Here is a 26291-nt window from a genome sequence, read left to right on the forward strand (position 1 = left end):
CACCTCTAGATAGAACCCTTATTCATAACGGGCATGAACGCACGGTGGCTTTCTGCGCCCTGAATAATGAGATTGATGATGAAAAAATCGACCCTTTCAGCAGTGATTCTCGCAATGCTTGCCTCTGGCTCAGCATTCGCTGCACACACTTTTGTAAATGACGCTGGTGACAGCTTGACGATAGATGGACGTTTTGATCTTCGCTACCAAGATAAAGGCGGTGACCACAACGGTGAATGGAATAGCGGCAGCTCACGTTTCGGCCTAAAAGGTCAAATGGGGCTAGACAATGGTTGGACAGGCTTTGGCCATGCAGAGTGGGGTTACAACTCTGGCGCAAACGGCGACAACATTTATGACCGCTTGCTCTACGCAGGTGTTGAGCACGAAAAGTACGGTAAAATTGCCGCAGGTACTAAGCAGTGGTCTACTTTCTATGATGTCGCTTGGTATACCGATTTAGGTCGTGTATTCGGAACACGTGGCTCTGGTGTTTACAACCTATCTGATTGGGGTATCGCCTCTGGTGCTGGTCGTGCAGAAAACTCGATCACTTACCGCAACAACATCAATGATGATATTAGCTACGGCTTTACTTACCAGACATCGCGTGAAGATACCAAACTGGTTGGCGACTCAACAGCGACATTGAAAAATGGCCTCGGTGGTTCGATCACTTACAAAGGTTTTGAAGGCATTAGCATTGGTGCTGCATACCACCAAAATGAGTTAGCAGATCTCTCTGCCGGTGTTCAGGGCGCAAAGAATGGCGACCACATGCGCATTTTACTCCTTGGTGCTAACTACACCAATGGCGCATTCTACACAGGTGTCACGGTTCACATGGGTGAGAACTGGGAAGCAGTCAAAGGTAGTAGTGATACCCTCATTGATACTCTGGGTGGCGAAATCTACTCATACTATCACTTCGACAATGGCTTGCGTCCAACGCTGAACTATAACTACATGGAAGATCGTGGTGATGAAAAGACGGGGTATGAGCGTAACTTAATCATCCCTGGCGTTGAGTACCACTTTAAGAAAAACAAGTTCCTTGTTTGGACTGAGTACCAAATCGACGTTGGTAAAGATAAGTTCAAGGGCAGTGAGTTTGTAAACAGCGACGATCAATTCGCGGCTGGTATTCGTTACTACTTCTGATAAGACAAGTAGGCTGTATTGGGAACATAGCTCATTGCTTTTATCATAAACGCTATCAGTTCAAGCCTTGCCTTTTTCGGTAAGGCTTTTTTCATTCTAGCACCTACAATTACTCCAATTATTCTATTGGGTTAACCCAAATTTCAAACCTCACACACTCGCTAGCCTTTATTTAACTGAAAGTTTGCTATTTATATTGATGAATACGTACCTATTTGTGGTAACCTAAGCTCAGTTTAACGTCGTATGAATCTGCACACATGTCTGCTGAAAAACAAACCGTCACTTCCAAAGACGTCGCCAAGTTGGCTGGCGTTTCTCAATCTACTGTTTCACGTGTCTTTGTTCCGGGAAGCAGCGTCTCTGAAAAGACTAAAACCAAGGTATTTGAAGCGGCGAAAGCACTCAACTATCGCCCTAATGCATTTGCACGTAGCTTAACAACTAATGAATCAAAACTGATTGGATTGGTTTTTCCTGATGCTGACTACCCTATTCATATGAAAACCCTCCAACTCATTTCCATTGAGTTGCAGAAGCAGGGCTACTCAGCGGTCTTGATCCCATGGCAAGTCGATGACGAAGATAATCATTCAATCCCCAACATCTTCCAGTATCGTGTTGATGGCGTGATTGCCGCCTCTGCAACATTCAATAAATCATTGTATGAAGAGTGTGAAGAATTCAACATCCCAATCGTCCAATATGCACGTGTTGTCGAAGGAACCAAGAGCAGCTACGTCATTAGCGATAACTACGAAGCAGGCCAACAAGCGGCGCAACTACTACATGAAAGTGGTGTCACCAATGCACTCTATCTGACAGGTGAAGTCCCCACCTTTACCAATGATGAGCGACAAAATGGATTCTGCACTGAATTTGAAGATCTCACGGGTAAAACACCCCGCATCGTCGAGGCAACCTACGACTATTCAAGCTCATTAGATAAGATTCGAACCGTGTTAGCCGACAAAAATCGACCTGAAGCCGTTTTTTGCGCCACCGATAACCTAGCGATGGCGGTCATGGATATCGCCAGATTAGAGTACGGATTAAGCATCCCACAAGACATACAAGTTATTGGTTTTGACAATATTCCTCAAACTGAATGGCTTAGCTATCAATTGACAACATTCCGCCAAGACTTTCGTCGTTTAGCTCGCGAATGCGTCAAGATCATTGTTGACCAAATCAATAGCAAAAACAGCAGTTTGGTTAAAATGATGGTACCGGTAAAGCTAGTCGAGCGCCAGACAACAGCAAAATAGTCTTATCTCTCTACCTATGCTCAACTAAATGAGCATAGGTACTGGCCTTTATAATCCTTTCAATACATTCGCTTATATAGCCTCCTATTGTTTATTGGACAACCGAACTTCATCAACAAACTAGGTTACTAAAAGTATACTAATTGATTTAAGTTCCCAGGTTACCATAATAAACCACATAGTAGACATCGCAGATAAATGTCATCAATGTAATCCAATAGGAATCTTGTTATGAGTAACGTATTAATCATTAATGCCCATGAACCTTCTCCTTTTTCGCAAGGCAGACTCAATGCTTCCCTTGTAGAGAAAGCTCGCGGCATCCTAGCTGAAAAAGGTCATCAAGTTCGTGTAGTCACGATGCAAGATGAGCTAGTCGTTGAAGATCAACTCGCTCACTTTGAATGGGCGGATAGAGTTATTCTTCAATCGCCAGTGAACTGGATGACTATTCCTTGGTCATTCAAAAAGTATATGGATGAAGTGTTTACTGCCGGTATGGGAGGAGCACTATGTGCATTCGATGGTCGAACCGAAGAAGAACCAAAGAAAAACTATGGTACTGGTGGAACAAGAACTAACACCAAATATATGCTATCACTCACTTTCAATGCACCAGAAGAATCATTTAACAACGAAAAAGAATACCTCTTCCAAGGAAAGAGCGTCGATGATTTAATGTTCCACATGCACGCTAACTTCCGCTTCTTTGGTATGTCGGCACTGCCAACGTTTGCTAGCTTTGATGTGATGAAAAACCCACAGATAGACACTGACTTCGCCCGCTTTGAATCCCATTTGGACGAGCACTTCTAATCACCAACTTGAGAAAACGGTGACAACCTTAGGGTCATCACTGATTCTTGATCGTCGAACATCAGGTTGCAGTGGTAGATACTCTCCCTACTGTTCAGGTATACTTTGGTAACCTGAACAGTTTTAAACGGCGGATCATGTGGAAAGCGTAGTTAAAGTCGATAGTAAAGGTCGTAAATCAGTCATCAATACCTGCACTGAACCGTGTGCTATTGAGAAGGGTATGCGCCTGATTGGTGGTAAATGGAAAGGCTCGCTTATTTATCACCTAAAAGATGGCCCTGTGCGCTTCAATGATTTAGTTCGCTTGCTTGGTGGAGCAAGCAAGAAAATGATTGATCAACGGCTTAAAGAGCTAGAGTCTGAAAACATGGTGATTCGCAAGGTACTCAGCGATCGACCTATTGCAGTTAGCTATGAGCTCACCGAGTTTGGACGCACTGCTCTTAACATTCTTGAAGAACTACGAATCTGGTCTGAGACTCATCAGATTGAACTAAAAAAATAACGCGATATGCAAAAAGCCAGAGTTCTATCTCTGGCTTTTTGATTTATATTCATAACCTTAGTAATCTAACATGCCGCGAATAGGGTAGTTATTGTTTGGGTCACGAATCCAAGCTAAGCCACGAGTTAAGGCCCCCAGCTCAGGTCTTACAAATGGGTTGTTTGATATATCAACCACATGTAGGTCACCTTTCTCGTTAACCACGAATAAGCCTGGTTCAGCAAAGTTATGATCCGTTTCTTTTTCGGAGCGTGGAATAGAAATATAAACCCCAAGCGCTTTCATCGCTTGCTCTGTAAGGCCATAAGCAATCGGGAAACTGATATCTAGTTGATCTTTGTGCGCTTCCAACTGCTGCTTAGTATCACCAGAGACAGCCAGAATATCGACTCCAGCATCGTGAAATGCCTGCTTATATGTTTCAATCTCATTAAGATATTTGGTACACAAAGGGCAATGTTTGCCGCGATACACAAATACCGCTTGCCACGTCGCTCCGTCTTTGGGTTCGCCTAACTTCACCATTGAACCATCAAGCAAAGTGGCTGAAATTTCCGGAAATGCATCACCTGCCTTTAGTTTTACTGAATGCGCCATTACTATCTCCTAACCATTGCCGAATACATAAAACCTTAGAGACAATCTAGGAGCTAAACAGATAACTTACAAGTAGTTACCATTTGGTAACCACATAGAAGCTGTTGGTTTAGAGTAATGACATTCGAAAAATCTAGGCTGCTATACTTACTACCATCCTTTGAGCAAAATCAAATGTTATGTTATAACGTTTTAAAATAACGATTACTCACTGGATTGAATGCAAGATATCGAAGCGACCATTAAGCACGTTGAGCAAAGCTGCAAACATCGCGGCAAGCAATTAACGACAAAACGTAAGATCGTTCTACGCGCCCTAATACACTCCAACAAGGCTTTGTCTGCCTATGAATTGGTCGACTACTGCAAAGAGCACTTCGACGCCAACATTCAGGCGATGACCATCTATCGTGTTTTAGACTTTTTAGAAAGCGAACAGTTAGCTCACAAGATCAAAGTGTCTAACAAGTACGTCGCCTGTTCACATATTCAATGTGACCATGACCACGGTGTCGCTCAGTTCTTAATTTGTTCTAAGTGCAACAAAATCAGTGAGCAAACAATTGATCCTGCTATGGTTTCAGGGCTTCAGTCCAACGCGCGCCAAGAAGGTTTTACCGTGATTAACCCGCAAATTGAAATCAGCTGTGTGTGCGATGAATGTGCAAAAAAGGAATCCGACAGTTAAAGCAACCTTCTCTCAAGCCAATCTCTACAACTCATTCCCACTTAGTTTTAAAACAAGGAGACTTCCAAGACTATGTCAGCCACGCTCATTAAAAATGCCCAAATCGTCAATGAAGGGACTATTATCGAAGCCGATTTACGTATTGTCGGCCAAAGAATAGAAAGAGTTGAACAGGATATTACCGCCCAGCCAACTGACACCATCGTAGAGGCCAATGGCAAGTATCTGATTCCCGGAATGATTGATGATCAGGTTCACTTCAGAGAGCCGGGGTTGACGCACAAAGGCTCTATCGCATCTGAGTCCCGCGCAGCAGTCGCTGGCGGCATCACTAGTTATATGGAAATGCCTAACGTTAGCCCTGCAACCACAACCATTGAAGCTCTTGAGCGTAAATTTGATATTGCCTCGGCTAGCTCATTGGCTAACTACTCCTTCTATCTCGGTGCGACAGAAGACAATTTAGAGGAGATTAAACGCCTCGACCCACAGAAGCACTGCGGCGTTAAAGTGTTTATGGGGGCTTCTACGGGCGATCTTTTGGTTGAGGCACCGCATGCACTCGATGCTATCTTCCGTGACTCTCCCGTTCTGATTGTTACCCATTGTGAGAGTGGTCCAGTTATCGCTCAAAACAAACAACGCCTTTTACAACAGAAATCGCAGCTCACCATTGAAGATCATCCTCTTCTCAGAGATGACGAAGCCTGTTTCGCCTCTTCCTCTTACGCGGTTGAGCTGGCCAAAAAACATGGCAGCCAATTGCATGTTCTACACATTACAACGGAAAAGGAACTCGCTCTGTTTGAATCAGGCCCAATCGCAAATAAGAAGATTACCGCGGAAGCCTGTGTCCATCATTTGTGGTTTAGTCACCAAGATTATGCAACCTTAGGTAACCAGATCAAATGTAACCCGGCAATCAAGTTTCCTAGTGACAGAAACGCACTACTCAACGCACTGAAAACAGGCCAAATTGATATTATTGCCACCGATCACGCCCCTCACACATGGCAAGAAAAACAGGTCGCCTATGAGCAAGCTCCTGCGGGTTTGCCTTTAGTGCAACATGCTCTATTGACCCTGTTTGATCAGGTCAAATCGGGGCACCTGACCATGGCACAGGTTGTTGAAAAGACAGCACATAACCCTGCCATTCGTTACGCAATCAACCAACGCGGATTTATCCGTGAAGGCTATTTTGCTGACTTAGTTCTGGTCGATCCTCAATCAACGACAACAGTTAGCAACGAAAACAGTTTATACCACTGTGGTTGGTCGCCGTTTGCGGGGCATGCATTCTCTAGCCAGATTCAAAACACTTGGGTCAATGGCGACTTAGTGTATGCAAACCAGCAAATAAACCCTTCATCTAACCCAGCAATGCGCTTGTCATTCAAGCGATAACCGTCAATTACTCTAAGTCAGTCTATAGGAGAGTAACCAATGAACACTGATAGCTCCGCAATAATGGGAGTTCCAACCAACATCATCACAGGCTTTCTCGGCGTAGGGAAAACATCGGCAATATTGAACCTAATGAAAAGCAAACCAGAGGGTGAACGCTGGGCGGTGCTGGTTAATGAGTTTGGTGAAATTGGTGTCGATGGCAGTTTGTTCCACGGACAAACTAATCAAGGTCAGCAAGTCTTTATTCGGGAAGTGCCTGGGGGCTGCATGTGCTGTGCGGCAGGACTGCCGATGCAAATTGCCCTCAACCAGCTGCTATCAGAGGCAAAACCTGATCGGCTATTGATTGAACCAACAGGCCTTGGTCACCCTAAAGAAGTGTTAGAGATTCTCTCTTCTGAGCATTATCGCCAAGTGTTGTCACTGCAAAAAAACGTCACTTTGGTCGACGCGCGTAAGTTGTCTGATCAACGCTATACTCATCACGAGACCTTCAATCAGCAGATTGCCATTGCTGATACCGTGGTCGGCAACAAGCAGGATTTATATCAACCCGGTGACAAAGACAAACTCAAAGCTTATGTTACTGAGATCAGTCGTCCAAACACTAAAGTTGTCTTTGCTGAGCATGGCAGACTTCCATTGTCTGAGTTTGAAGGAAAAGCAAACCTAGACGCACATATCCCACATCACCACCATCATCATCATAAAGGCAAACCACTGGCTTCCGAGTTGCCGATGCCAGACAGCGGTATGCTAAAAGCCACCAACTCAGGTGAAGGTTATAAAAGCGCAGGATGGCGATTTGCAGCGAACAAACTCTTTGACCGCCAAAAATTGCTGAGGTTGTTAGTCGGCTTAAAAGCTGAACGCATGAAAGCCGTATTCATTACCCAAGATGGCATCTTCGGCTATAACCTAACCGAGGATGGTCTGACTGAGTCTGAGCTGGATGAATGCAGAGAAACTCGAATCGAAGTGATCGCCGAAACGATAGCGGCCGACTTAGAAAGCAAACTCGTTGAATGTGTTGTTAGCTAGATGCAATCAGTCCTGAGTGTCCATAGCGCACTCAGGATTTTTCTAACTTGCTGAAACTAAGCGTTTCTCTGCCAAAGCCATCGCAATGTTGGCTTTGCTATAAGCACTTTCATTGATGAAATGTGGGTAGATATCTTGTGCCTTTTCCCAAAGAATGTCATGGCCTAAGAACGTCGCTAATAGCGGCTCTCCTTGCTTCACCACTTCAAAGTCTCTCCCGCATACCATCGGATGAACCATAGCACTGCGCATTCCATCTTGATCGAGCAGAATCGGCACCTCTTCCGTGTAGAAAAACGCGCTGTAATCTTGCAAATTATCTATCTGATTGAGATTGTGCTTTTCTACGTAATCAAGCACCGCCGTGAGCATTTGTTTCATCAACTCAAGTGTTTCCGACTTCAGCGCGCCATGAGCTTGAGCCCCGACTTCAATCATCACGCCATACTCGCCTGTTGAGCACAAATAAGGTTGCTCCGACCATGGTTTTCTATCTTCGAACAAGATGTTTGCTTTTGGCATGCGCTGTTTAACGTAGGCTCCCATCTTACGGTAGAAGCGATCCGTAGAGAGTAAGATGAGCGTCGCGCCCATATTGCTGGTCGTGTTATGTAAATCAACGATGAGCTGATTTTTGCTGGCGGCATGTTTAGCAGCGAATGCAGCAGCGACTTTACTCTCATGCAATACACGCTCTTTCTCGTTACCAAGCTCAGCAAACTCTCGATTTAAGTCTGTCTCTAAATAGCGCACATTCTGTTTTACCGCTTCTGGGTTAGCGATAACCGAAGAGGTAGTCAATGTTGAACGTTCAGCGGAGTAAAGCCTGTCATTAATCAACTTATGCAAATAAATACCTGAAAGCTCATTACCATGTGTCCCCGCAACAATCAGCGCGCTATTGATCTTGTCCATTATATTTCTATTCCAAGGTTTTAAATTACATAAATGTTATAACATAACAAAACATGCAAAATAAACTTTCTAGGGTTTGAAATACGCACAACTAAAAAAGCCTACCGGATTCAAGTAGGCTTTAGAGATTTTCGATATCAAGTTAGCTAGTGGCTAGGTCCAAAAGCTCAGAGCGATAAAGGTAAGCACGCCGATACAAGCAATGTTAAGAATAATACCAACTCGCATCATCTCACTCTGTTTAATGTGCCCAGATCCAAACACAATCGCATTCGGAGGCGTCGCAACTGGCAACATAAAGGCACAGGATGCCGCAACCGCTATCAGAACAGACAGGATGACAGGCGACATGCCAAATGCTTCAGCAACACTTGCAAATACAGGGATTAACAAGGCCGCACTCGCTGTATTACTGGCAAATTCCGTTAAGAACACAACAAAAACCGCAATGATAGCGATGATGAAGAAGATCCCCCAGTGAGCAATCATCTCACTCAGAGTATTGGCGAGAAAGACACTTGTTCCCGTCGCCTTTAGAACATTACTCAAACAGATACCACCACCGAACAGGAGCAAAACGCCCCAATCTGCGGTCTTCTCAATATCTTTCCAGTGAACAACGCGGGCAAAGCTAACCGCGATAATGGCTGCTAGCGCGACAAGCGTATCAAACTTAGCGTAACCGCCGAGCATAGCATTAATCGGCTTGCTGAAGATCCACAGACAGACGGTAGCGCCAAAAATAGCCAGAGTCACAACTTTGCCTTTATCCCAATCAATGGCTTCGCGATTTAACTCGAACTCGCCAGATAGATTTGGCTTTAGCGTCGCGTAAAGAACAGCTATCGCAACAGGTAACAAAATCACGGCAGTAGGAACACCAAAGCTCATCCACTCAGTGAAGGTTAAGCCAACTTCCGCAGCGGCGATAGCATTCGGTGGGCTACCAACAATCGTTGCGATGCCACCAATACTTGCACTGTAGGCGATGCCAAGCAGAACAAACACATAGGTCTTATGACCACTTTCTGAGTTCACTTTGCTTAACACACCGAGTACCAAAGGCAGCATCATTGCCGTGGTCGCAGTGTTACTGATCCACATTGATAGCGCAGCGGTAACACCAAACAGCATGAACACTGCCACGCTCATTTTACCTTTGGCGAGGATCAGCACTTTATCGGCGATAACTTTATCCAAACCCTGACGGTGCATAGCCGCGGCTAAGGCGAAACCACCCAAGAATAAGAAGATAATTGAGTTAGCAAAGTTGTTCAGTGCAGTTTGGGTGTCAAACACGCCAAACAAAACCGCCATAATTGGGACTAAAATGGCCGTCACGGTGACATGTAACGCCTCTGTCAGCCAAAGAATCGCGACAAAGGTGAGCATACTAATACCAAGCACCACTTGAGGGTCAAAAGGTAGGGTAAAGTACATGGTGAGAAACAGAGCAACGTCTGCGAGGATAATCAGACTATTGCGGTTGAAAAACCATTCTCTAGTGTTGTTGGGCAAAGGGACACTATCATTTCTATTCATTATTATTTTTTCCTTATTAGGGCCTTGTGGCATTGCAAATGATCCCACATAAATACCTTCTGGAAATATTTTTCATTGCGAATTTGTTAACCATATCAACAATAAGGTTATGAATGTTAACAGCATGAATAGATTGGATATTTAAGCATCACTATCAGGTCTATTTTCTAGAAGAATAATTCACGACAATTATCTCTCAACCCCAATTGGTAAAATTTCAATTGGCGTCATTAGCGAGTAATGTGTCACCTTTTGCCAGTGTATGGCGCGATCAGATTGCTTATTATTTCCTCATCCCAATTACATAACGTTTAACAATCAGAAAGTGAGGCACAACATGGCAAACACAGCATTAATTACTGGCGCATCAGGTGGTATCGGTTTAGAGCTAGCAAAAATACACGCTCAAAAAGGTGGCGATCTTGTATTGGTGGCGCGATCTGAAGATAAGTTAAACCAACTGAAAGCTGAATTGGAAAGCGAATACCAAAGCAAGGTGTTTGTTATTGCCGAAGACTTATCTGATCCTGAGTCAGCAGATAGAGTTGCCGCTAGCGTCGAAGCGATGGGACTACAAATCGATACTTTAATTAATAATGCGGGTTTCGGCGGCCATGGATTGTTCCACGAACGAGCACTCACGGATGAGCAAGCCATGATGCAGTTAAACATGGTGACCCTAACCAACCTGACTCACCACTTTTTGCAAGGTATGGTTGAAAGACGAAATGGGCGCATTCTTAATGTTTCATCGACTGCATCGTTTATTCCCGGTCCACTGCAAGCGGTTTACTACGCCACTAAGGCTTATGTCACCTCTTTTACTCAAGCAATTGCCGAAGAGGTCGCGCAATACAATGTTACTGCAACTGCATTATGTCCAGGGCCTGTCGCAACAGGTTTCGTCGCAGCGGGCAACCTAGATGGTGTCGACATTTGGAAAAATGCCAAATCACCTCGTTCAGTCGCTGAATGCGGTTATCAGGCAATGGAAAAAGGCGAACTGGTTGCATTCAACGAACGTGGGCTAAAATTTCAACTTAACTGGGTAATTCCATTCTTACCGCGTAAGATGGTATTAAAAATGTCTCGTAAGTTTATGGAAAAGAACTAATAAAATGAAACGTGCGAACCGATTTGCCGTCTCTCCATTATGGAAAGTACTACTCAATGATATGCAAATTGATCTCCAAGCTGTGTTGGCTCATGCCAACCTGCCGAGGGATTTATTTAGCAGAGAGAGTGCTAGCTTAGCACCTCACGAATACTTTCAATTGTGTAATAGCCTAGAAAAAGCAGCAGGGGATAAAGAGGTCCCACTTTTGTTCGCACAGCACCTCTCTGTGGAGGCATTTGATGCCCCTCTGTTTGCTTCTATCTGCAGTCCAAACCTCAACGTAGCCTTAAGCCGTTTGAGCCAATACAAACCACTGATTGGCCCAATGATGTCTGTTGTGAATCAAACCGAACAATACACAGAAATCACAGTACGTTGCTACGGCTACCGCGAAGCACTGCCAAAAACGCTGGGGCTAATGGAAACTGTCTTTTTTACCCAGTTGGCACGGTTGACGACGCGAGAGAAAATTCGCCCCCTGAGTGTTGAACTGCAAGTGTTACCGAAGGATATCGCTCAATATGAAAGCTACTTCGGCTGCTCCATTCGCAAAGGAGAAGAGGTAAAAATACGCTTTTCTGCGCAAGATGCCGCACGAACTTTCCTTACCTCTAATGCGGCTATGTGGGAGTTTTTCGAGGCGAAACTTAATCAGAAGTTATCTGATCTCGATAGCAGTGCCACCACATCTGATCGAGTCAGAGCGGTACTACTGGAAGCGCTGCCAAGTGGTCAATCTAGTATTGAAGACGTCGCAGAAAAACTTGCGATGAGTAAGCGCACACTTCAACGTAAGCTCAGTACTGAAAAGGAGAGCTTCCAAAGTATCTTACAAACGGTTAGAGAAGAACTTGCTGATCATTACTTAGAGAAATCAGAGATGTCTTTGGGAGAGATTTCATTTCTACTTGGCTTTCAGGAGTCGAATTCTTTTATTCGCGCCTACAGTGCTTGGAAAGGCGTTTCACCTGGTCACTACCGAGAGCAATACCATTAATCAATTGGAGGTAAGGGGACTTAGCAGCCCCCTTTAGTAAACCTATCCAATCAGCTTATCGAAGCTTTCCATTACTTCAGCACACTTCATCACTCTGCCGTGGCCTTGCCCTTGGGTTGCCACCAGCGTAACGTTTTCCATTTCTTGAGCCGCCTTTTGTGACACCTCAAACTTAGTAAACTTGTCACCTTGATCGTGGACAATAATGGTTTGCGCACTGCGTAACTTAAGTTTGTTGTATGGGTCGACGGATTGAATTGGGTAGTGGTACTGATCTTCAACCTCAGAAACGACTGCATTGAACAAACGCATTGAGTAGCCTGAGCGAGCGACACTACCAAATAGGTTGTCGAGATAGTCCAATACAGGCGCAATCAACAAGAATGGTTTATCGACCAACTTCTGATGATGACACTCGATTGAAGACGCCGTTCCCATGCTATGACCAACAAGCCCAGCCACATCACCAACACTATCTAAAATCGCTTCTAAGCCATGAACAAATGCAGGAATATGCCCGTACACGCCGCCACTTTGACCATGGCCCGGATGATCATACGCCAATGCGGTGTAGCCTCGGCTAGCGATGTGCTCCATCAACGGGTAAAACTGACTCGCACTCCCCGACCAACCATGAGTCAACACCCACACTGGGCCTGTGCCTAATCGGTACGTTTTGAGTACGCCTTCCTTCGATTCTACTTCGCCTTTAATCAATCCGGTTGGCTCAGCATTCTTAGGCTTAGTACGCGCTGGGGTCAGCAGTAACTTGCGCGCGGTGTTCTTCGCATGGTTAGGCGCGAGAGTGTGATGAAGCCGAGTAGTTATGTTAACCAAGCTCTTCTTTACACTGAACTTTTGCGAGGTATTAAAGTAAATCTTCTCACTCATGGTTTTATCCTTTTGGTGCCAGTCTCTACTTCTCGCCAAAAAGCGAACGACCGTGCTATTTTTAACTAAATAATAAGCCAAGTAGTGTCTACTTAGCTTAGAAATCCGTTACTTCCAGCTTGCAATCAAACGCTTAACGCCCTGCCAGAAGTGTTCGTTGCTCGCCTGCTCTCCGTGTATCGAATAAAACAGGTGTGCACTTAAATACAAGCCATACAATTCAAACGTGGCCTGCCTAGGCTCAAGATCTTGGCGAAATTCACCGTTCTCGACCCCTTTCGCAACTTGAATTCGTAAGTACTCTATCCAAGTCGCGATGGTTTTCTTTAGTACTTGCTGGGTAGGGGCCGCTTCTGCGCTCGTCTCTTTCCAAGCATCTAAGAACATACAGCTGCCTTGAAAAGAGTGGTTCCACCCTAACCAGTTATCGAGCAGCAATGTGAGCTTTTCTTCGATGGTGATCGAAGTTCGCTCCCTCGCGGGCGCAATCACTCGCTGAGTAAAGATCTGGTTGGCGTAATCCAAAACCGCTATTTGCAGGTTATCTTTGGAGTTAAAATGAGCAAATAAGCCACTCTTCGACATCCCGCATTGCTTGGCTAATTCCCCAATGGTTAAGCTCTCAAGCCCATTTTCACTCGCTAGCTCAAATGCCTTGCTTAAGATATTTTCTCGGGTAACTTTGCCTTTACTCATACTGCTCTCTCGTTACTGTTAATGCTATTTTTAGCACACTCGTTCTTTTTTGCAAATTTTATCTCACTCGCGACTGAATGAAATCACAAAGTCTAACCCGTAAATGTAACAATTCTTAGGGTTAGATTTGACTCTCAAATTACTCTGATAACTGATAGTCGCCGCTTCATAATTTGATTTAGATTCATTCCTTAAGGCTGATTTATTGATATACCCTGAACACTTTTAATGGTTTTGATGTCGTTATGGAAAGTAAGAAAATACAAAGTATTGAGCTAGGCCGAGTGGTTGCGATATTAGCGATTGCCGCCATGCACTGTCAGATGTTTCTCAGCTACTGGCAGATTAATGAGACACCGTGGGTTGGATATGTGTTTAACCAAGCAACACGCTTTGCCGTCCCCTTGTTCTTTTTGATTTCAGGTTATTTGATCCAACCCAAGCTAACCGTTGACCCAATCGCGACGCTTAAGCGCTACACCACTCCTTTACTGCGCATTTTTATTGTCTGGAGTGTGATATGCCTTGTTATGCCTTTTAACTGGGCGACTGTGGCTGAGCATGGCTATCTCGCAGAACGTCAAGGCTATTGGGGTTACCTCGGTCAAGCACCACTCAACTCGCTGCTAGAAGGCGGTCTCGTCCATCTATGGTTTATTCCCGCGCTGATTTTTGCAGCTGCGATTGGTGCTGGATTGCAAAAATTTAAGCAGATAGAGCTTTTTGTCCCACTTGGCATCGCACTGTATGTTTACGGTGTTCTTGCAGGCAGCTATCAGGGTCTGACCGAGTTCTGGTCTCCATTCTTTACCCGAAACGGCCCGTTCTTTAGTACCTTGTTGTTTGCGATTGGTTTATCTATTCGTCAGCAAACGATAAATGCCACTTCCCGTCAAGCCTTGCTGCTAGCATCAGTCGGTATGCTGTTACATTTCGTTGAAGCCTTTATCCTCAATAACTATCAGCAACCTTTTAATGGCAATGACTTCTTGTTTGGGACTGTGCTGTGGGGAACAGGCTGTTTTATGTGGTTACTATCAAAACCAGCACTCGGAACTCAATCTTGGCTAACCAAGCAATCTAAGTATGTGTTGCCTCTCTACGTGGCTCATCTACCTATGATTATTGTGATGATGAACGTTTCTGGAGTATTGGGCCTGACTGGATGTTCCAAAGATATGACCGTACTGTTTGGCGCGATAGTGATAACCTTTGGATTGATTAAAGGGTTAGAGAAAACACCCCTCTATCGACTGCTATTTAGGTAGCCATATTGGAGAAATATAGGGGGTAATATTTAGGTAATCGTTGATCAATAGGCAAAAACAAAGCGATGGGTAATTCCATCGCTTTGTGGTTAGTTGGGCTTACGTGCCAAGTCTCTGGCAAGAATCAAAGCTAAACCAAACACCTGCAGAAACAAACCAATGTTCTTGTACCAAGCGATCCTTTCATTAAGCATTGTCATCAGCTCAGAGATAGAGAGATTCTCTAGGTAAAAATCATCAATTTGATTTCGATATGCCTGCTGGGCTTGGTTTATCAGCATCATCAATTGTGGAAGATTGTCTAAGCTAATCTCTGGGATTGGCTGATTAACCCACTGGCTCAATTGACCCTGTAGCGTCGCTTGCAGTTGTTGTTGAACTTCACCCTCGTGAGCAATATGCAGGAGCAACATTTCACGCTTGCGTTCGAGCATTTCAACACTGTTCCATGCAAGCTGAATTGAATAGATGTTCTCGTTTTTTTGCTCAGACAGCTGACCAATCTCCCCACTCAGCTTGTCGAGCACAATACTCGACATCAAAAGCGCTAAGACATTGAGGACTAGCCCCGTCAGCACTAACGCCCATGCAGGAGGAGAGCGCAACATCATTACCACATCCTATCAAATGGTAGATAAGCAATATTAATCACAGTCAGAACCGCCATCACTAAGAAGGTCATCTTCATCCCCGAAATACGGCCTTTTAGTCTGTCTGCAAGGATACCTTTCGCATGTAATATACGGCCCAGAACAAACACAATACCACACGCATGGATCATCCAAGGACTTGCGCCGTTGTACTCCACCATTGCCATTAGAATGAGGGTAATTGGAATATAATCCACCGCATTGCCCTGTGCACTTCTGGCGATCGTCAGGGCATCTACCCCGCCATCCGCATATTTAACCTGAGCTTTGCGGCGCTGCTTAATCACCTGAATAGAGAGCCAAATCATTAGTGCAGCAAGAATTGCAGCGTATAGCGCTGTAACCATCAACATTCTCCTTGTGATTCAGGTTTCTAACACCTGATATTTTTCTCATCTCTAAGTATTACTAATTAAGCATAAAAAAGCCCCGCTGAATAGCGGGGCTGAATATTTAAGCCCAGATACGGAAAATTTTGTTGCCCTATCAAAGCGTTTCAATAAAGGGAGCTATCACTCTGAAGCGCTCAATAGAGAGGTTTAAGGCTAACAACTCCCACACTGTTTTGATTTCGCTTCACAGTCAACAAGGTTGCCGTGTTTATCAAGTTGAAGGGTGCAGCACTCTTCGAACAGTTTTTTTAGCTCGACACGGCCTTTCTGCACACGCGACTTTAACGTTGAGTAGCTTACGCCGACTTTCTCAGCGATCTGCTTTTGGCTCTCACCGTTTAGCTCAACAGCTTCGAGAAGTTGGGATTGTTCAGCAGGCAGAGCATTAACAAAAGGTTTAATACACCCTGCCATTTCTTGCTCTAAGCTGGCCTCTTGCTCTTCAAACCACAAGTCATCGGCTTGGAGTTCACCATCACGCTGCTGGCGAGCACGCTTACGGTAAAAGTCGATGATGGTGCGATTCGCCAGTTGAAACAGCCAAGCTTTGACACTACTGACATCCGCAATGGTGGATAGGTTCTGGTAGGTTTTGAGTAAGATCTCTTGCTGCAAATCTTCTACATCATCTGGGTTACTTACCTTAGAGTGAAGGAAGGATTTTAGCGCCTGCTGATACTCAGCCCACACTTGCTCTAAGCTGAGGCTTGGGTTAGCAGTTTTCATCTGCGCAGCACTCATCCTGCAAGAAGCCAATAACGCCTTCTAAACATTGGTAATCGGTGACACAGTAAAGGGTTCGCCCTTCTCGACGTTGGCTAATCAAACCTGCAGACGCAAGGCTAGAGATATGGTGAGAAAGCGTCGAGCCTGGTATACCGAGCTTCTCTTGTAAGCCACCCACCGCAATACCTTGATAACCAGCTTTGACCACACTTTTGTAAATCGAGAGACGAGTTGGATGGCCAAGCTCTTTCAATGCTTTGGCAACGACTTCAAGTTCCATGACAGACTCCACATAAAATTGTATATTTCCAAAGTAATCGAAATATACCTGAGATGCAATAGTTAGACGCCCCACTTTGTAGACAAGCATAAAATGCCGATTTCACCACCCACATTTAGTTAATCTAATGTTGCACAATTAACAGCTGTAAAACATTCGAGATGTCGCTAATGTTTCTTATACGTGCTACAGGAGTGAACGAAAAATCAATGAAAGTACTGATCCAATACACGCAAACAGGCAAATATAAAGACAGAGTATGGGAATCCCTAACGCTTAAAGCCAAGGGGGAAGTTCAAGCAGTAACGCCTTCTTCGGCTGTTCGATTGATAGAGCAGAACAAAGCCGTGTTATTTACTACGGAAGACGACGACATTGTTCTCCAAAGCTAATTGTTGCCAACCGATTTCGACTTAAGGGTTCATTTTGCGATTCCCCAAATCGCAAAGCGAATGCCCACAACCGGAACCAATCTATTCCCTCAGATAGCTTGCTGTTCCGGTTTTTCTTTGCTCACTATCCATTGCCATTGAACTTCCAATTCTATAACTTAGCCAAGTGACATGGATGTTATTCGAGGTAGATTGTGAAAAAGCTATTGATTGTCAATGTGGGCTCAGCGCCTGAAAGCCAGCTGAGCAAATTTGGTGATTTTGAACTGTGGGCAAAACAAGCCATTGGCGCTACTACGCTTGAAATCGAGTTTCACGATGGAATCGCAAAACCACTGCCAAAACCGCACTTGCTCGCTGGCGTTATTATCATGGGTTCACTGTCCATGGTGACAGAAGAAGCTAGCTGGATGAAACGGCTTGCAGCAGAAATTGTGCAGCTCGCAGAGCATCGTGTTCCAACCTTAGGTATCTGCTTTGGTCACCAACTGATCAGCTACGCTTTTGGTGGTGAGGTCAACTTCAATCCAAACGGGCTGGAAGTCGGTACGGTCAATATCTCGCGTTTGACCAGTAGTAACAACGATCCACTACTTAGCCAATTGCCTGAACAGTTCCACGCTCAAGCCGTCCATTTTCAATCTGTACTTACATTACCAACACAAGCGGTTCGATTGGCACAAAGTCGTATTGATCAAAACCACGCGTTTCGTGTCGGAGAGTGCACATGGGGCGTACAGTTCCACCCCGAATTTACCGCCGATATCATGCTCGATGTGCTTGAGAACTTTAAAGATGAGCTAGGGGAAGAGGTTGTTAGCCGTAAAATACAACGCGTTGTGCCTGCTGATGAGGCACAACGCGTATTAGTGAATTTCGCTCGACTATGCGAAGAACGAAAGGACTAGCGGCTGTTTGGTTCACCCTGTGATTTAATTGAGGCTGTGGCACTTTGTTCACCTTTCACCAAGCTATCAAACTCAGAGATACGCGCTAAAAATGCTGGCTTATCTTGCTTTGAAATTGAGCTAGCGAGCGGAAGGTTAGCTTTCATTGGGTCAACCGCACGGTTACGCACTAAGACTTCAAAGTGCAAATGTGGCCCAGTGATCCTGCCCGTCGCACCTGCAATCGCAATTTTCTGACCACGTTTAACATGCTGACCTTTCTTAACCAGAAAACGGTGCAGATGAAGGTAACGAGTTTTGTAAACGCTATTGTGTTCAATCACAAGATACTTACCCGCATATTTGTGGTTACGTACCGCAATCACTTTACCATCCCCCGTAGAATAAATCGGCGCTCCAACAGGAGTGGCGAAGTCTGTGCCATTGTGCGGAGTCACTCTCCCCGTCACAGGGTGCTTGCGTCGTGGATTGAATGGTGACGTAATTCGACGATACTGTTTGGCCACTGGATAGCGGTCAAAGGCTTGTTCAAGGCTATTACCTTGCCTGTCGTAAAAGCGACCATCTTCAGCCAAAAACGCCGCAACTTCTCTACCACGTAGATAAATCGCGATACCTTGAATTTCGGTATTCCCCGTCAGATGAGTACCTAAGTATTGCTCTTTAACCAACACATTAAAGCGATCCCCTGCACGCAGCTCTTTGGCGAAATTTACTTTGTCACGCAATACTCGGGTAATGTTGGCAATCTGATTTGGCGTTAAACCCGCACGATAAGCCGATAGCGAAAAGCTGCCTTGAATATCACCCGAATAGAGCTTTTCTTGCCATTCACCCGCTTCTTCGACAAAACGGTAGCGAAAGCTATTGTCTTCCTCACGACTAAACACTGCCCTTTCGACCAAACTTTGATGATAGATCAAGGTCGTGAGCTGTTTAGTATCGCTATCAAGCACGAGTTCTAAGTGATCCCCCGGCTTAATCGTATCTAACTTCAGTGATTCGAGATCGGCCTCTAAAATACTTTGCAGCGTCTCGTAAGGTATGTTCCATGCCGAAAATATCGTGCTTAAGGTATCCCCTACTTTAACAAAATAGTGAGCGCGAATTTCAGACGACTGCTGGGGAGCAAGAGTGGCATTTTCTAGCGGCTGATAAGCCGTCACTTTGATAGGAGTAGCCTCACGCTTAGACTCAGATTTGAAAGTCAGCACAGCAGAGAGACAAAAGGCGGTGATCGCAACCGCAATCAGTATGGGACGAACGAGCTTCATAAAACAAACAAATCAGAACTTAATGTTATGTTATAACATTTATGGGATGGTAATAACATGCGATCTTTGCCACCGAATATTGATCAACAATAGCACCAAAGTTTCACAAACGAACTTGAAAGCTAAAATAGCGCAAACCAGACGTAAACAAAATCATATTTACATCAAATTAGTTACAGAAATAGAGTAACTGGCGACATTAAGAGTTCATTCCGGCCAGAAGCCAATCATTTTTGGTCTTAAAATTAAAATCTGTTGATTGATTTTAGTTCCGTTTAGCTCACTTAAACTTATCTATCTGATAAACAATAGCTTTGCATTTTATTTCGATTTTTATGGAAATATTTATTGATCTTTTTTTTCTCACTTCTATAATTCGAGAAAAATCGAAATAAATTTTGGAGTCAATAATGATGAATAACGATTTTATGACCATGGCGAGTGAAGCACTCGATATGTTCGCATTTTTAGCCACCGAACTGATCATCCTATTTTTGGCTATCAGCTACATTGTTGGTGTGTTACAAGAGTTTTTAACCCCAGAGAAGATCCAATCGATCCTAAGTTCGCGCAACGGTAAAGGTTATGTTGTCGCGGCATTGCTCGGTGCAATCACGCCATTTTGCTCGTGTTCCACAATACCTTTCTTGAAAGGTCTACTCAGAGCCAGAGCAGGGTTTGGCCCAATGATGGTGTTCTTATTTGGTAGCCCACTACTTAACCCAGTCATCATCGGCTTATTCGTCGTGACCTTTGGTTGGAAAGTTGCGCTGTTCTACTTTGCTATTGCTATGCTGGTGTCAGTGGTTGCGGGCTATACGCTAGAAAAACTCGGTTTTGAACGCTATGTTAAACCAGAAGCTTACCAAGCAGCGCAAACTTCAAGCTGCGGCACAAGCTGTGGTGAGAGTAAACCTGAAGTAAAAGCGGTATCGTCATGTGCGACAACGAGTTGCGGTGAGACTGCACCGGTTGCAGCAAAAGAAGCGGCTTGTGGCAGCGAAACCAAAGTTGAAGTGTCATGCTGCTCTTCTGACGGCACAGCGACAGCGACTCTAGTTGAGAACAAAGAGCCAAACCGTTGGGTTAAAATTTGGCACTCAACATGGAAAGACTTTAAGCAAGTCTTTCCTTATCTAATGCTGGGTATTGCTATTGGTTCATTTATCTATGGCTTTATCCCTACTGAGCTGATCGCTGAGTACGCAGGAGCAGGAAAATGGTACGCCATTCCCGTTGCAGCCATTATCGGGATTCCTTTGTACATTCGCGCCGAAGCGGTCATTCCACTGAGCGCAGCATTAGTACAAAAAGGGATGGCATTGGGCTCTGTGATGGCACTGATTATCGGTAGTGCAGGAGCAAGTTTGACTGAGGTGATCTTGCTAAAATCAATCTTCAAAAATCAGATGATAGCAGCCTTCTTGATTGTCATTCTCAGCATGGCAATTGGCGCAGGTTTTCTATATAGCTTTATCTTTGGTTAACCACCACTGTCCTAAAAAGGCTCGAATTTTCGAGCCTTTTTTGTGCATGCGTTCGATATAAACCGTATTAAGTTATCACCTTTTGCACACCAATTTGACGAATCATAGTTTATGACCTGTTCTTAACTGGCACATATTCACAATGCGCATAATATCAATTATGGAAAGAGGTTAACTATGAAGATCTTAACGTCAGTGTCGCTACTCTCAATCGCCTTTTTGGCTGGCTGCCAATCAACATCTTCACCAGAAGAACAAGCAATAAAATCAAACCTGTGTAAGGCTGGCGATGGATCAGGAGCCACTTATACCCACGAAAAATTTGAACAAGCCGTAATGGACTGTGGCGGTTACGAAATCTTTACTGACGATATGGTCGTAGGGCAAGAGCTTGTGTTTTCGTTCAACAACGGTAAGAAGAAACGCAAAATGGTCTTAAATGATGATGGCACCGGCGCATACACCAAAATGGATAAAGGTAGCACCGAAAACATCACCTGGAAGTTCCAAGATAACGGCAATTTACATTTAGAATTTGAAGATGGCTATCAATGGGATTGGAGATTGATCGCCGAACAAGGCAATTTCTGGGCAGTGAAATCGTTCGGCTATGGAGCAGATGCCGCAGATCGTGACATCTTGTCTATGGTCGTTACCAATAAAACGGCGATGATGGCGCAGTAAATAGAACATCATCATATAAAAAGGATTGGCAATAAGTGCCAATCCTTTTTTAGTTTGGATGCTATTACTCGTAGTCTGACGCGTAGGTCTCTTCATAGGTGTGAGAGTAAAGCTCAAATAGGTTGCCAAACGGGTCTTCTAGGTAAACCATTTTCGCAGGCTTGCTGTCGTCTTCTGGATGATAGCGCATTACGTCCATACGCACTTTGCCACCAAACTGCTCGACTTTCTCCATTACGCCTTCAAAGTCATCCGTTTGTAGGCAGAAGTGGAAGATGCCTAAACGAGAGAAATCGACCTCATTGCGCTCTTGACGCTCTTTCATCTCAAACAGCTCCACACCGATACCGTCAGTTGTCACTAGGTGAGCAATATTGAAGCCTTTAAAGCCTTCACCAAATACGGCGATACACATACGACCGATAGCGGTTTCGCGCTCTTCAATAACTTTAGTGTTGTTCATAACAATCTTAAGACCTAACGCTTGAGTGTAAAACTCAACCGCTTTGTCCATATCGCCAACCATGATGCCTACGTGATTCATTTTCATAACTTTCTCCAAAATTGATTCGATGTACTGTTTCGATGGAGAGAGTGTATGTACTGGTGGTAATTAAATGAAATTATCAATAGTTATAAAAATAATAATTTAATTTTATTATGAACAAAAAAGACTGATATCAGGATTGGAAAACCGAAAGGAATGTCAGGCCCCTCTACTTCGGAGCCTGAACCAATATTTAATCTTTTGACCAACTGTACCATTCGGTCGAGAGCGCTCGGACAGACTGATTCACCAGTGTCATTGCACGGGATTCTACAACATAGTTTCGCAGCGGCCCTGCGCCTTTTCTTTTGTTGTAAATATCGTCATACATATCCTCATTGTGGTCCATCATTGAGAACATCGAATGACACCAAGCATAAATCACTACCTTACCTTGGCTCATTTTTCCTAGCGTGGCACTTTTGAGTTTTTCTGTCGTATTGAGTGTCGCTACATCCACCACCTCAACTTTGGTGCCAAATTCTTTGGCCGCTTTTAAGTCATCGAGATAGAACTGCTTTTCAATCACGTACTTTTTGTTGAACTGACCCGTACTCGAATCAACGGCTTGCCCTGCTTGAGTGCCATGTCGACCTGAGAAGACAACATAGCCGCCAGGATGATTGAGGTGTCTAGCCAAAGTAGGCCAAGAAGAGTTGGCTGTTTGAGTAACTGAAAGATAAAGCTTGCCGACTTTAACCCAAGGACAGGTTGTCCACGGATCATCAGGGCATGAGATAAGATGATCATTCATCAGTGACAGAGGAGTGCGTTGATCATTACGAGGCACAACTTCAAACATTATTGGCTCCTATCGGGTAATAAACGTTTGAATTTTATCATGGCACATTAATAGAGGTTACAAAAATGTTAATAGAACTTTAGTTTAGAATATGGGTTAGGAGCCAAATTAAAGACCCGAAAATATAGAAAAAGCCAATTCAGTCATTATACCGTGTACTTTGACTAAATTGACTTTTATGGACGCTTAACGTTCTCCTAGAACTTCAAACTCGTCGTAAGTTAAGCGAGCTTTGCCATCTTCTTGCATTGTCCATACCTCTTTATGAACGACACCGAATGCTTTGTTCATTGTCCACTTCGACGTCAGGATGTAATTGCTCTCGTCTACTTTTTCCCATCTTGTGTCTGTATAGTCAACATCGCTGAAACCTTGGTCCATGATGTTTTGCCAAAAGGCTTGGATCTGCTCTCGGCCTTCGAAACGACCAAAAGGTTTAGCATACATAACCGTGCCTTCTTGGTATTGCTCCGCACACCCTTTTGCATCTTGATTGTTGAAAGCGTGTTTCCACGCAGCAATACCTGCCTGACAGGCGTCTAATACGGCTTGGCTCATTTTTATTCTCCTCTCAATGAATGCGCTCAGTTTAATGCTATGATTAACACTCAAAAACAGACAAATAAGAAATCACTGTTCGAAAATAGAGAACAATAAGATGAACAAATACCGCCAAATGACCCTGTTTATGTACATTGTTGATTGTGGGTCAATTTCAAAGGCCTCCGAAAAGCTAGAACTTTCCAAATCAGTACTTAGTGGCGCACTCAAACAACTAGAAAGCGAACTGGACACTACTTTGCTCAAACGCACCACTCGCAAGCAAAGCCTCACTGTACAAGGAGAGATGTTCTACCAGCACTGTTTAGCGATGAACAAAATTGTTGACCAAGCATGGGACGAGATGCGAGAAACACATCAGGCTCCATCCGGCAATCTCACCATTACGGCTCCCCATGCATTAGTAGAAACTGTGATTACTCCTGCATTGGCACGCGCATTTGCGGCCTATCCTCAGGTTTGCCTCAATATCAGGGCAGACGATGATCAAATAGACTTGATGCACCATGATATTGATCTCGCTATTCGAGTTGGAGAAACTGGCGACAGCAGTTACAAACAAAGAAAAATAGGTTCATTTCGCGACGTTTTGTGCCAGCAAAACTCATGCAAAACAGCCTTGAAAGACGCCAACTACATCGCCAACCACTGGCAAGGTAAACAGATCACTCACACAATGCACTCCATTTCGACTGGAGAGGTCATTGAGCATCGTTTCCTCGCCAAACACAGAGTCAATACCATTAATCAAGTGGCTGCTATGATTGCTCATGGTATGGGGATAGGTATCGTGCCTGAGTTTGTTCTTTCACAATACCCACAGCTCTCCCCTTGTTTACCTGATTATGCACTTCCTAGTACAAATGTTTACGCCTTACACCCCTATTCAAGGACGCCACCGACCGCAGTTTCAATGGCAAGAGACGCCATACAAGAGCAGCTAATAAGTTTTTACTCAGGTAAAAACGGGTAGAAATTAACCTGCATCAATATTCTTATTTATTTCACTAATCGTTCAAATTTGATCGCCTACACTTGTTTAAAACGTCAGTGACTAGAGTAAGGAGAAAGCCGTGATTTCAGTACATAGAGAATACGAACTAATCGATGTAAACCACTCCCATGCCCATGTTGAGATTAATCCTATCGGGCTGATTGACGTAGAGATCATGGAAAACAAGCAACACCATCAAGCGGAGTTTAGTGAACTGTCATTTCAAAAAGTCGGTGGTCACACGCGATTATGCGGCAAACATAATAAAAAGCCATGGCAGTTAGAGTTAGACAATAAAGATGCAGAAGAGATAAATCGCTTAATCGACCAAGCGAGTGAGGAATTTGAAACCTTAATGCGCGATCTTTAAACCCAGTCGAATCAAAAAAGCCATATCAAGCCTAAGATTTGATATGGCTTATTTTCTAATAGGATACCGATTAAGGCGTTGCTTTCTTCACGACAAACTCATGCCCATCCAAAATTCCTTTACCATTCTTGAGCTCGTTTAAGCGTGCCGTCACAACACCATCTTTGCTGGTGAAATCCACACTGTAGCTATCGACATACTCTTGAACGTACTTGCTTGAGAGGGATTTCAGCTTATCAATGTACACCACTGCCTTATCAAACTCCCCTTGAGAGACGACCTCAAGCTTTGGTGTCAACAACTGGGCAAATTTATAAGGGTGGGCGACAAATCCGCTGCCCATGACCAGAGCTGCAATAATAGGCGTGGTGATCACTGCACTTTGGAACCACTCAGAAAACATCTTATGGTTTTGAACTAAGCTACCGTTGGCATTACGATTAGACCACTCTTTCTTAGCGCGCTTAAGCACCTTACCTACTAAGCATCGTTGGATCATGTAATCCACCAGCTTGACGATACGCTCAAACAATCCAGTTAACACGCTCACTAATGTGCCCACGCCAGCAAACGCATCGCCCGCAGCCTCTAACCCTATCTTAGTGATACCAACCGCTGCGTTTTTAATTCCGCCTAACGCACCTGTGGCAGAGTGACGAGCCAATGCATTGGCAATGATACTTGGGTGACCGCCCAACAGTTCGACACCTCGGCCGGCATAAATTTGCGTGATGAGATCTTTAGATTTACATACCGCTTGTTTTACGCCTGAGTAGATATCGGAAGCGCTCTGAACATAGCCCCAGCCTGGAATAAAGCTTGAGAAGTTACCGGCAAACTCACCAGTCATCCACGTCGCGAACTCGGCAAACCACTCGACACCGTAGAGCAAATCACCATAAATGTTGCGCGCTTTGTTCATCAGCATACGGAAAAAGTCAGAAATCACCTGTTTAACTTTAGTGACCACGGCACTCGCGGTATCGCCGACAACTTTCGCTGCACCGACAATCTTTTTACCGGCTTTAGTTTGTTGCAGCTTATTGATCGCATTGGTTTTATCTAGAAGGCCAGAGGCTGCTGATTTGAGATCACTAAGAGGCTCAGAGCCAATCACAAAGTTATCGAAGAAGTGAGCGTTAGAGAAGGCGGAAACCTTAGAGATCTCAGTACTCGCTAACATATACATGGCACCCATACGCGCATCCGCCATTTGGGCGACTTGAACATCCAACGCAGTATTTTTGGTTTTACCAAACATTTTGTCTTTAATCAGACGTTTAAGAATTTTTACCTGCATGCAAGCCTC

The 26291-nt window shown here is 44.4% G+C and carries 30 protein-coding genes; 16 read left to right on the forward strand and 14 right to left on the reverse strand.

All coding sequences use genetic code 11. The features are described from left to right. Nucleotides 1–78 precede the first annotated feature (78 nt). The 4 genes from LYZ37_RS22405 (at nt 79) to LYZ37_RS22420 (ending at nt 3753) form a co-directional block, all read left to right on the forward strand. Entirely contained in the window at nt 79–1161 is a 1083-nt protein-coding gene (locus LYZ37_RS22405; RefSeq protein ID WP_272787694.1) for a porin, read from the forward strand. 260 nt (nt 1162–1421) lie between these two features. Continuing rightward, nucleotides 1422–2429, forward strand: a complete 1008-nt coding sequence (locus tag LYZ37_RS22410) for a LacI family DNA-binding transcriptional regulator (protein ID WP_272787695.1) — start codon at nt 1422–1424, stop codon at nt 2427–2429. Between the two features lie 231 nt (nt 2430–2660). Next, complete coding sequence (locus LYZ37_RS22415; RefSeq protein ID WP_272787696.1) at nt 2661–3245, forward strand: NAD(P)H-dependent oxidoreductase; 585 nt, start codon at nt 2661–2663, stop codon at nt 3243–3245. Nucleotides 3246–3384: 139 nt separating this feature from the next. Then, on the forward strand, nt 3385–3753 hold the full coding sequence (locus LYZ37_RS22420) for a winged helix-turn-helix transcriptional regulator (protein WP_171320268.1): 369 nt from the start codon (nt 3385–3387) through the stop codon (nt 3751–3753). Between the two features lie 57 nt (nt 3754–3810). Here the strand turns inward: LYZ37_RS22420 and LYZ37_RS22425 are convergent, their stop codons facing one another. After that, the gene (locus LYZ37_RS22425; RefSeq protein WP_272787697.1) at nt 3811–4350 is read right to left on the reverse strand and encodes a peroxiredoxin family protein; all 540 of its coding nucleotides are present in this window, start codon (nt 4348–4350) and stop codon (nt 3811–3813) included. Between the two features lie 220 nt (nt 4351–4570). On the opposite strand from LYZ37_RS22425, the gene LYZ37_RS22430 reads away from it, so the two are divergent. The 3 genes from LYZ37_RS22430 to LYZ37_RS22440 all read left to right on the forward strand — a co-directional run bounded on the left by LYZ37_RS22430 (nt 4571) and on the right by LYZ37_RS22440 (nt 7489). After that, nucleotides 4571–5038: a Fur family transcriptional regulator gene (locus LYZ37_RS22430; RefSeq protein ID WP_272787698.1), complete on the forward strand. Its 468-nt coding sequence runs from the start codon at nt 4571–4573 to the stop codon at nt 5036–5038. Between the two features lie 72 nt (nt 5039–5110). Continuing rightward, on the forward strand, nt 5111–6445 hold the full coding sequence (locus tag LYZ37_RS22435; RefSeq protein ID WP_272787699.1) for a dihydroorotase: 1335 nt from the start codon (nt 5111–5113) through the stop codon (nt 6443–6445). 39 nt (nt 6446–6484) lie between these two features. Then, nucleotides 6485–7489: a CobW family GTP-binding protein gene (locus LYZ37_RS22440; RefSeq protein WP_272787700.1), complete on the forward strand. Its 1005-nt coding sequence runs from the start codon at nt 6485–6487 to the stop codon at nt 7487–7489. Nucleotides 7490–7531: 42 nt separating this feature from the next. Here LYZ37_RS22440 and LYZ37_RS22445 read toward each other — a convergent pair whose 3' ends face one another. Then, nucleotides 7532–8404, reverse strand: a complete 873-nt coding sequence (locus LYZ37_RS22445; RefSeq protein WP_272787701.1) for an aspartoacylase — start codon at nt 8402–8404, stop codon at nt 7532–7534. Between the two features lie 153 nt (nt 8405–8557). Continuing rightward, the gene (locus LYZ37_RS22450; protein WP_272787702.1) at nt 8558–9946 is read right to left on the reverse strand and encodes an SLC13 family permease; all 1389 of its coding nucleotides are present in this window, start codon (nt 9944–9946) and stop codon (nt 8558–8560) included. A 337-nt stretch (nt 9947–10283) separates the two neighbouring features. Here LYZ37_RS22450 and LYZ37_RS22455 point away from each other — a divergent pair, with 337 nt between their 5' ends. Both LYZ37_RS22455 and LYZ37_RS22460 read left to right on the forward strand, forming a co-directional pair. Continuing rightward, the gene (locus LYZ37_RS22455; RefSeq protein WP_272787703.1) at nt 10284–11060 is read left to right on the forward strand and encodes an SDR family NAD(P)-dependent oxidoreductase; all 777 of its coding nucleotides are present in this window, start codon (nt 10284–10286) and stop codon (nt 11058–11060) included. A 4-nt stretch (nt 11061–11064) separates the two neighbouring features. Next, entirely contained in the window at nt 11065–12060 is a 996-nt protein-coding gene (locus tag LYZ37_RS22460) for an AraC family transcriptional regulator (protein ID WP_272787704.1), read from the forward strand. Between the two features lie 42 nt (nt 12061–12102). Here LYZ37_RS22460 and LYZ37_RS22465 read toward each other — a convergent pair whose 3' ends face one another. Then, nucleotides 12103–12951 carry an alpha/beta fold hydrolase gene (locus tag LYZ37_RS22465; protein ID WP_272787705.1) on the reverse strand — a complete coding sequence of 283 codons (849 nt, stop codon included), beginning with the start codon at nt 12949–12951 and terminating at the stop codon, nt 12103–12105. A gap of 108 nt (nt 12952–13059) precedes the next feature. Then, entirely contained in the window at nt 13060–13647 is a 588-nt protein-coding gene (locus LYZ37_RS22470; protein WP_171320278.1) for a TetR/AcrR family transcriptional regulator, read from the reverse strand. 245 nt (nt 13648–13892) lie between these two features. Between LYZ37_RS22470 and LYZ37_RS22475 the strand changes: the two genes are divergently transcribed. Beyond that, complete coding sequence (locus tag LYZ37_RS22475) at nt 13893–14915, forward strand: acyltransferase (protein WP_272787706.1); 1023 nt, start codon at nt 13893–13895, stop codon at nt 14913–14915. An 89-nt stretch (nt 14916–15004) separates the two neighbouring features. Here the strand turns inward: LYZ37_RS22475 and LYZ37_RS22480 are convergent, their stop codons facing one another. From LYZ37_RS22480 to LYZ37_RS22495, 4 genes are all read right to left on the reverse strand, one after another. Beyond that, nucleotides 15005–15526 carry a DNA mismatch repair protein gene (locus LYZ37_RS22480; protein ID WP_272787707.1) on the reverse strand — a complete coding sequence of 174 codons (522 nt, stop codon included), beginning with the start codon at nt 15524–15526 and terminating at the stop codon, nt 15005–15007. Further along, on the reverse strand, nt 15526–15912 hold the full coding sequence (locus LYZ37_RS22485) for an MAPEG family protein (protein WP_272787708.1): 387 nt from the start codon (nt 15910–15912) through the stop codon (nt 15526–15528). The genes LYZ37_RS22480 and LYZ37_RS22485 overlap by 1 nt, the downstream gene beginning before the upstream one ends. 198 nt (nt 15913–16110) lie before the next feature. Further along, nucleotides 16111–16683, reverse strand: a complete 573-nt coding sequence (gene sigZ, locus LYZ37_RS22490; protein ID WP_272787709.1) for an RNA polymerase sigma factor SigZ — start codon at nt 16681–16683, stop codon at nt 16111–16113. After that, on the reverse strand, nt 16670–16963 hold the full coding sequence (locus LYZ37_RS22495) for an ArsR/SmtB family transcription factor (RefSeq protein WP_069668661.1): 294 nt from the start codon (nt 16961–16963) through the stop codon (nt 16670–16672). Before LYZ37_RS22495 ends, sigZ begins: the two co-directional genes overlap by 14 nt. A gap of 209 nt (nt 16964–17172) precedes the next feature. Here LYZ37_RS22495 and LYZ37_RS22500 point away from each other — a divergent pair, with 209 nt between their 5' ends. Further along, on the forward strand, nt 17173–17355 hold the full coding sequence (locus tag LYZ37_RS22500) for a hypothetical protein (protein WP_239825026.1): 183 nt from the start codon (nt 17173–17175) through the stop codon (nt 17353–17355). A gap of 194 nt (nt 17356–17549) precedes the next feature. Next, nucleotides 17550–18263: a glutamine amidotransferase gene (locus tag LYZ37_RS22505; protein ID WP_272787710.1), complete on the forward strand. Its 714-nt coding sequence runs from the start codon at nt 17550–17552 to the stop codon at nt 18261–18263. On the opposite strand, the gene LYZ37_RS22510 is transcribed toward LYZ37_RS22505, so the two are convergent. Then, entirely contained in the window at nt 18260–19537 is a 1278-nt protein-coding gene (locus tag LYZ37_RS22510) for a peptidoglycan DD-metalloendopeptidase family protein (protein WP_272787711.1), read from the reverse strand. The genes LYZ37_RS22505 and LYZ37_RS22510 overlap by 4 nt on opposite strands. A gap of 413 nt (nt 19538–19950) precedes the next feature. On the opposite strand from LYZ37_RS22510, the gene LYZ37_RS22515 reads away from it, so the two are divergent. Further along, a complete protein-coding gene (locus LYZ37_RS22515) occupies nt 19951–21024 on the forward strand; it encodes a permease (RefSeq protein ID WP_272788405.1) in 1074 nt (357 codons plus the stop codon). 177 nt (nt 21025–21201) lie between these two features. Continuing rightward, nucleotides 21202–21708, forward strand: a complete 507-nt coding sequence (locus LYZ37_RS22520) for a hypothetical protein (RefSeq protein WP_272787712.1) — start codon at nt 21202–21204, stop codon at nt 21706–21708. Between the two features lie 64 nt (nt 21709–21772). Here the strand turns inward: LYZ37_RS22520 and LYZ37_RS22525 are convergent, their stop codons facing one another. The 3 genes from LYZ37_RS22525 to LYZ37_RS22535 all read right to left on the reverse strand — a co-directional run bounded on the left by LYZ37_RS22525 (nt 21773) and on the right by LYZ37_RS22535 (nt 23615). Further along, the gene (locus LYZ37_RS22525; protein ID WP_272787713.1) at nt 21773–22258 is read right to left on the reverse strand and encodes a VOC family protein; all 486 of its coding nucleotides are present in this window, start codon (nt 22256–22258) and stop codon (nt 21773–21775) included. Between the two features lie 190 nt (nt 22259–22448). Next, nucleotides 22449–23057 carry a hypothetical protein gene (locus LYZ37_RS22530; protein WP_069668668.1) on the reverse strand — a complete coding sequence of 203 codons (609 nt, stop codon included), beginning with the start codon at nt 23055–23057 and terminating at the stop codon, nt 22449–22451. 186 nt (nt 23058–23243) lie between these two features. After that, a complete protein-coding gene (locus LYZ37_RS22535; protein WP_272787714.1) occupies nt 23244–23615 on the reverse strand; it encodes a nuclear transport factor 2 family protein in 372 nt (123 codons plus the stop codon). A gap of 100 nt (nt 23616–23715) precedes the next feature. On the opposite strand from LYZ37_RS22535, the gene LYZ37_RS22540 reads away from it, so the two are divergent. Both LYZ37_RS22540 and LYZ37_RS22545 read left to right on the forward strand, forming a co-directional pair. Continuing rightward, nucleotides 23716–24591, forward strand: a complete 876-nt coding sequence (locus LYZ37_RS22540) for a LysR family transcriptional regulator (RefSeq protein WP_272787715.1) — start codon at nt 23716–23718, stop codon at nt 24589–24591. A gap of 100 nt (nt 24592–24691) precedes the next feature. Further along, nucleotides 24692–24982, forward strand: coding sequence for a hypothetical protein (locus tag LYZ37_RS22545; RefSeq protein ID WP_272787716.1), 291 nt, complete (start codon nt 24692–24694; stop codon nt 24980–24982). Nucleotides 24983–25052: 70 nt separating this feature from the next. Here the strand turns inward: LYZ37_RS22545 and LYZ37_RS22550 are convergent, their stop codons facing one another. Then, complete coding sequence (locus tag LYZ37_RS22550) at nt 25053–26282, reverse strand: hypothetical protein (RefSeq protein ID WP_272787718.1); 1230 nt, start codon at nt 26280–26282, stop codon at nt 25053–25055. Between the last annotated feature and the right edge of the window lie 9 nt (nt 26283–26291).

Origin of the sequence: Vibrio tubiashii, from assembly GCF_028551255.1 — a bacterium.
Lineage (GTDB): Bacteria > Pseudomonadota > Gammaproteobacteria > Enterobacterales > Vibrionaceae > Vibrio > Vibrio tubiashii_B.